Origin of the sequence: Hydrogenophaga sp. (assembly GCF_050182545.1) — a bacterium.
Lineage (GTDB): Bacteria > Pseudomonadota > Gammaproteobacteria > Burkholderiales > Burkholderiaceae_C > Hydrogenophaga.
This window is the reverse complement of record NZ_JBFXCD010000030.1, coordinates 22,344-29,026: the sequence shown is the minus strand read 5'-3', so window position 1 is coordinate 29,026 and position 6,683 is coordinate 22,344. Positions and strand designations below refer to the sequence as shown.

At 66.0% G+C, this 6,683-nt stretch carries 5 protein-coding genes; 1 reads left to right on the top strand and 4 read right to left on the bottom strand.

What is annotated here, in order from left to right:
* Window positions 1–582 precede the first annotated feature (582 nt).
* Window positions 583–1,020, bottom strand: a complete 438-nt coding sequence (locus AB7P10_RS19635) for a PACE efflux transporter (RefSeq protein ID WP_428295528.1) — start codon at window positions 1,018–1,020, stop codon at window positions 583–585.
* A gap of 117 nt (window positions 1,021–1,137) precedes the next feature.
* Between AB7P10_RS19635 and AB7P10_RS19630 the strand changes: the two genes are divergently transcribed.
* The gene (locus AB7P10_RS19630) at window positions 1,138–2,034 is read left to right on the top strand and encodes a LysR family transcriptional regulator (RefSeq protein ID WP_428295527.1); all 897 of its coding nucleotides are present in this window, start codon (window positions 1,138–1,140) and stop codon (window positions 2,032–2,034) included.
* A 5-nt stretch (window positions 2,035–2,039) separates the two neighbouring features.
* On the opposite strand, the gene AB7P10_RS19625 is transcribed toward AB7P10_RS19630, so the two are convergent.
* From AB7P10_RS19625 to AB7P10_RS19615, 3 genes are all read right to left on the bottom strand, one after another.
* Entirely contained in the window at window positions 2,040–2,243 is a 204-nt protein-coding gene (locus AB7P10_RS19625; protein WP_428295526.1) for a putative motility protein, read from the bottom strand.
* 66 nt (window positions 2,244–2,309) lie between these two features.
* On the bottom strand, window positions 2,310–3,236 hold the full coding sequence (locus AB7P10_RS19620; protein ID WP_428295525.1) for a response regulator: 927 nt from the start codon (window positions 3,234–3,236) through the stop codon (window positions 2,310–2,312).
* Window positions 3,220–6,645, bottom strand: coding sequence for a hybrid sensor histidine kinase/response regulator (locus AB7P10_RS19615; protein ID WP_428295524.1), 3,426 nt, complete (start codon window positions 6,643–6,645; stop codon window positions 3,220–3,222). Before AB7P10_RS19615 ends, AB7P10_RS19620 begins: the two co-directional genes overlap by 17 nt.
* Between the last annotated feature and the right edge of the window lie 38 nt (window positions 6,646–6,683).

Below are 6,683 nucleotides of genomic sequence, written 5' to 3'. Positions count from 1 at the left end.
CCAAGAAGGAGAAGACCCCAAAGAACTTATCCACATCCTGAACCGCAAGGTTCATCCCAAAGGGTGGGTCAAGGTTCTATGGAAATCCCGGGTCACCTATGCGTGGAAATCAACAGAAGTGCGCTAGGTAGTGCGATCCTGTATTGCCCACTGGCTTTCATGTTCTTCGCGGGACTCAAGCGGGACTCAACCAAGAGTAGTCGCGACAGGCGGATGTAGCTCGAGGTTCGACCCAAAGGTCGCAACGCGTTTTGCTAAAATTCGGTGTCTGTCGGTGAAGCTTGGCGCACAAAGATGACAACGGAGCCGAGGCGGCGGCGGCAGGGTTTCCTCGGCGTCATTTGTTGATCTTGAGGCGCCGGCGTAAGTGGTTGATTTTGCTGAATTTGTTCAGTCTTCGTGTTTTCTTCACCGACTGACCCCGAATGAATTCTGTGTGGCCCGATGTGCATACACAGTAGAAATCAAACTCTCATAACCCAGCTTGTCATCGAAGCCCTCGGAAACGAGGGCTTTTTTGTTGCCCCCACTGTTCCGTCCTGGCTCCTCTGCGCCTCTGCCAGCGCATACAGCGACTCTTGCTCAGGCCGCCGGCGCGACGCCCTGCGCCGACAGGGGCAGGCCGAAGATGCGGTCGAACACCAGATTGAACGCGAAGGTATAGCCCAGGAAGAACACGATCAGTCCCAGGTCCAGCAGGAAGGCCTGCCACAGGGAGATGTTGAGCCACCACGCGAACAGTGGCACCAGCGTGACGACCAAACCGAACTCGAAGCCCATGGCATGGACCGCACGGCGCAACAGGCTGCGGCCGCGTTTCGTCTGTCGCGCTTCCCAGCGCTCGAACAGGGTGTTGTAAACCAGGTTCCAGAGCACCGCGATGGCCGAGGCGGCCACGGCGGCCACGCTGGCATGGCCGAGCGCCTGGCCCGAGAGCAGGGCCAGGCCCGTGCTCGAGGAGGCGATGGCCAGGACCTCGTACAGCGTGATGTAGACGACTTTTCGCTTGATGCCTTGCATGGTTGAAACCGGAAATCGGGGCCCTGGGTCGGTTGAACGGGGCAATGGCGGCATGATAAGAACGATCTGCTGACGATAAAAGTCAGAAACTATCAATGTTTCTGATAAGTTCTCGGCATGGCATTTACCAGCGACAACGTGCGCGTGTTCCTCGCGGTGCTCGACAGCGGGTCGTTCTCCGCCGCTGCGCGCCGGCTGGGGCGCGTGCCTTCGGCCGTGAGCATGGCGATGGCACACCTGGAGGCGGAGCTGGACCTGCAGCTGTTTGACCGGCGCGCTCGCGAGCCCCGGCCAACCGACGTGGCCCGTGCCCTGGAGCCGCAGGCGCGCCAGATCGCCAGCCAGCTGCAACAGTTGCAGGCCCATGCCCAGGGACTGCATCAGGGGCTGGAGCGGCTGCTCACCATCGCGATCGCTCCCGAGCTGCTGTCGGCGCCATGGAGTCAGCCGCTGGCGGTGCTGGCGTCGGAGTTTCCGTCCCTCATCGTCGAAGTGCTTTCGGCGCCGCAAGCGGATGCGCTGCGCATGCTGCACGCCGGCGATGCACAGCTGGCGCTGGTCTTCGAGCGCCCCGGCACCGATGAGCGCGAGGGTTTCCAGGAGCTGGGCCAGGAGATCCTGGTGGCGGTGATCTCGCCCGATCATCCGGCAGGACAGGCGCGCCAGGGCGAACTGCAGCTCAACGACCTGATCGACATCCGTCAGATTGCCGTGGTCGGACGCGACAAGCAGGGGCGGGATCCGCGTCTGCTGCTGGCCCGCCACATCTGGCGCACCGACAGCCACCTGGCCACCCTGAGCCTGGTCCAGGCCGGACTGGGCTGGGCCTACCTGCCGCGCAGTCTCGTCCAGCCGCTGGTGGCGACCGGTGCGTTGATGGAAATCCGCTTCGGCAACATCAGCAACGAGTTGCGGGTGTGGGTGGACGTGGTCTGGCACACCGGTCGCCCGATGGGGCTGGGCGCCAAGCGGTTCATCGAGCTGATGCGCCAGGCCACCCGCCACGGCGGCTGAGTCTGTCAGACCAGGGCGTTGACCTGGGTCCCGAGCGCGCCCTCCGATGCCAGTGGCAGGCTCGCGGGCAGCGCGTTGAGCATGGCCATGGCACCGGCCGACTGGATGTCCATGGCCTTCTTCAGCACTTGCAGCTGGGCTTCGTGGGTGGTCTGGTCACGCTGCATCTCGGCGACGGCGGTGACCATGGCGACAGGAGAGACGTCCATGCGGGGCTTTGCGAAAGGAGATGCCTTCGTATCGGTCACCCGGCCGCAAACTTGACGCAGGCGCACTCATTCCTGCGGCAGCAAGCGCCCCGCGATCGCTGCCGCCGCCGAGCGGGTTTCCACGCCAAGCTTCTCGAACACATGTTCCAGGTGCTTGTTCACCGTGCGGTGGCTCATGCCGAGGATGTCGGCGATGTCGCGGTTGGTCTTGCCCTTGGCCAGCCAGGACAGCACCTCGGTCTCGCGCGGGGTGAGCGCGATGTCGTGCAAGCGCTGTGCTGCGTTGCTGTTGGGCGGGGTGAGGGTGAGCAGCAGCATCGATTCGCCCAGGTTCCCCTGGCCCATGTTGCGCGCGAGCAGGCGGCCGTGGCGACCCAGGTCGCGCGTGGCCTCGCTGCCGTTCGCCAGCGCCGTGCCCAGCCAGGCGCCCGCGCGCTGGCCTGAATCGCTCTCGGCGCCGAAGGTCAGTTCCAGCCATGCGGTGGCCTGGGGTGAGCGCCAGGCCATGCGGCCCTGTGTGTCCAGCACCACCGTGCCCATGCCGGCCACGTCCACGGCTTCCTGCGCCAGCCGCGTCACGCGCGCGTTGCGCACATGGGTGGCCAGTCGCGCCATCACTTCCGGGATGCGCAGCGGTTTCACGACGTAGTCCACGCCACCACAGGCAAAGCCGCGCAGGATCTGTTCGCTCTCCGACAAACCGGTCATGAACACGACGGGCACGTGCGACCAGGCCGGTGTGGCCTTGATGTGTTCGCAGAAGCTGAAGCCGTCCATGCCCGGCATCACCGCGTCGAGCAGCACGCCGTCAGGCACGGCGACCTCGAAGCGCTGGAGGGCTTCCTCGGCATCGCGTGCGGCGAGCACCACGTAGCCTTCCGCCACCAGCGCATCGCCCAGCATGCGCAGGGTGTCCACGGCGTCGTCCACCACCAGGATCACGGGTTGCGAAGCCGCCGAGGGCAGGGGCGTGGGCTCAGTTGTCGATGTCATCTTCCGTCAGCTCCGCGGTATCCCTGAGGTACTCGATCAGGGTCTGAAAATCAAAGCGGTCCGCGCAGGACTGCAACAGGGCCAGCGTGGCCGCGTGCGCGGGCTCGGCGGTCTGCGCCTGCCACAGGCGCTGGCGCAACGCCGCAGCCTGGCCCTGGCGGGCCAGGCGCTGCAATTCCTCGCGCAGGTCATCGGGCAGCGGCAGGCCAGAGACGCGATGGCGCACGATGCTCACCGGCGTGTTGGCCGGCGCCTCTTCGGTCACCCATTCCAGCGACAGCGCGCCCTGCAGCGCATCCAGCAGCTCCGACTCCATCATCGGCTTGGCGACAAAGCCCTGGCAGTCCAGCGCGGTCAGCTCCTCGGGCCGGTTGTCGAACAGGTTGGCCGAGACAAACACGATGGGCAAGGTGGACGCCGGCAGCAATTTGCGCACGGCCTCGGCGGTCTGCCAGCCATCGAGCCCGTCCATGGTGAGGTCCAGCAGCAGCAGGTCGGGCGCATGCCGTTCGATGATCTCCAGACACTCCTGCCCGCTGGCCGCCTCGCGCACCACGAAGCCCAGTGGCATGAGGATGCTGGCCAGCAGCTGCCGGTGCAGCGGCTGGTCGTCCACCACCAGCAGTGTGCGGCGCGGGCCCAGGTAGCCCGTGACCGCGCGCAGCGTCGACGGGATGGGCAGCGGGTTTTGCGGGTCCGACGGAATGGGTGGCAGGTACAGGCGCAGCGAGAACGTGCTGCCATGGCCCGGCCGGCTCTTGAGCAGCAGTTCACCGCCCATCATGTCGGTCAGCAGGTGGGTGATGGTCAGGCCCAGGCCGGTGCCGGTGTCCAGCGCGCGCCGCCCGGCGCTGCCGCGTTCAAACGGGAGAAAGATGCGTTTCTGGTCTTGCGCCGCAATGCCGATGCCGGTGTCCACCACGTCGATGCGCGCGACATGCTGACGGAAATCAAGCCGCAGCGTGACCTCGCCCTGGTCGGTGAAGCGCACCGCGTTGCTCAGCAGGTTGATCAGGATCTGGCGCAGGCGCTTGGCGTCCGCACGGACCCAGGCCGGCAGTTCGCCCTTGTGCTGCACCACGAAGCGCAGGCCCTTGGCTTCCGCTTGTGGCCGCACCATGCGTTCCACATCCTCCAGCAGCTGCGCCAGCGGAAGCGGTACCGGATCGAGCTTGAGGCGCCCGGCCTCGATGCGCGCAAGGTCCAGCGACCCGTCGATGAGGGCGTGCATGTGCTGGCCGCTGCGCTGCATGGTGGCGATGGTCTCGCGCACCCAGACCGAGATGTCGCTGTTCTTCAGCAGGATCTGCGCATAGCCCAGGATGCTGGTGAGCGGCGTGCGCAACTCGTGGGTCATGCCCGCCACGTAGCGCGTCTTGGCCTGGCTGGCGGTCTCGGCGCGGTCGCGCGCGGACTGCAGCTCGGCGTCGGTGCGCTGGTGGGCGTCGATCTCCAGCATGAGCAGCTGTGTCTGCCGCTCCGACTCGTCCTGTGCCATGCGCCGGCTGTCGGTGGTGAGCACCACCCACCACGAGCACACCGCGGCCAACAACACCAGAAACGCGTAAATCTTGAGGAACGGCGCGTACAAGACTTCGGCCGATCCGTGCAGGCTTTCCTGCACGTACACCATGCCGATCAGGGAGGCCATGATCGCGCTGATCGACAGCCACACCGCGAGGAACTGGCCGGCGCGGAAGTTGACGCGCACCATCACGCCCTGGGGCAGCACCGCCGTGAGTGCGGCGCGCACCTGGTCGATGGCGCGCGAGTTGGTCTTGCAGCGGTCGTGGCAGCGCGATTCGAGTGAGCAGCACAGCGAACAGATGGGGGCGCGGTAAGCGGGGCAGCCCGCCATGTCTTCCGACTCGAACTGGTTCTCGCAGACCGCGCAGCGCACCGCCTCGCCCGGTCGCCATTCGGTCGAGGGCGTGCGGGCGAGGTAGTAGCGGCCCCGGGTGGCCCAGGCGATCAGGGGCGAGAGCAAGAGCGCCAGGCCGAGTGCGATGAACGGCGAGAACGCCGCCGCCAGCTCGCCCATGACACCGGCATAGGCCAGGCTGGACACCAGTGCCGCGATGATCATCGAGCCCATGCCCACCGGATTGAAGTCGTACAGGTAGGCGCGGCGGAACTCGATGCCCTTGGGGCTCAGGCCCAGTGGCTTGTTGATGATGAGATCGGCCACCAGCGCACCGACCCAGGCAATGGCCACGTTGCTGTAGATGCCCAGGACCTTCTCGATGCCGGCGAACACGCCCAGCAGCATGAGCAGGGTGGCGATGGCGACGTTGAACACCAGCCAGACCACGCGCCCCGGGTGGCTGTGCGTGACCCGCGCGAAGAAGTTCGACCAGGCCAGCGAGCCCGCGTAGGCGTTGGTCACGTTGATCTTGATCTGCGACAGGATCACGAACACCACGGTCATGGCCACCGCCAGGCCCGGGTGGCCCACCGCCTCGGTGAAACCCGCGAGGAACATCTGCGTGGGTTCAGCGGTGCGCTCGGGCGGCACCTCGAACTGCATGGCCGCGAACGCCAGAAACGCGCCGCCGGCCATCTTGAGCATGCCCATGACGATCCACCCGGGCCCGGTGACCAGCACCGCGGCCCACCAGCGCCAACGGTTCTCGCGCTTGCGCTCGGGCATGAAGCGCAGAAAGTCCACCTGTTCGCCGATCTGCACCACCAGCGAGAAGATGACGGCCGCGGCCGCGCCAAACATCAGCGGTTGAAAGTCGTTGCTGCCCGAGCGGATGCCGGTGAGGCTGCTGAAGTCGCGGTACAGCTGGGGCTGCGACAAGGCAATCCACACGAAGGGCAGCAGCAGCAGGAACAGCCACAGCGGCGGCGTCCAGGCCTGCAGCTTCGAAATCAGCGTGATGCCGCGGATGACCAGCGGGATGATCACCACCGCCGAGATCAGGTAGCACCAGGCCAGCGGCCAGTCGGTCGCCATCTGCAACGCCAGCGCCATGATCACCGCCTCGATGGCGAAGAAGATGAAGGTGAACACCGCGTAGATCAGCGAGGTGATGGTCGAGCCCAGGTAGCCAAAGCCCGCGCCCCGGGTGAGCAGGTCCATGTCCAGGCCGTAGCGCGCGGCGCAGTAGGCAATCGGCAGGCCGGTGAAAAAGATGATCAGGCCCACCACGAGGATCGCCCACATGGCGTTGCCGAAGCCGTAGTTGACGGCGATCGCGCCGCCGATGGCCTCCAGCGCGAGGAAGGACAGCGACCCAAACGCCGTGTTGGCCACGCGCCACTCGCTCCACTTGCGGAAGCTGCGCGGCGTGTAGCGCAGGGCGTAGTCCTCCATGGTTTCGTCGGCCACCCACGAGTTGTATGCGCGGCGAAACCGGAAGATTTTCTGGGTGGCCACAGGCGTGGCGGGCTCGGTCTGGGGCATGCCATGGACGCTAGCAAGAAGCATCCCACCCGACCAGA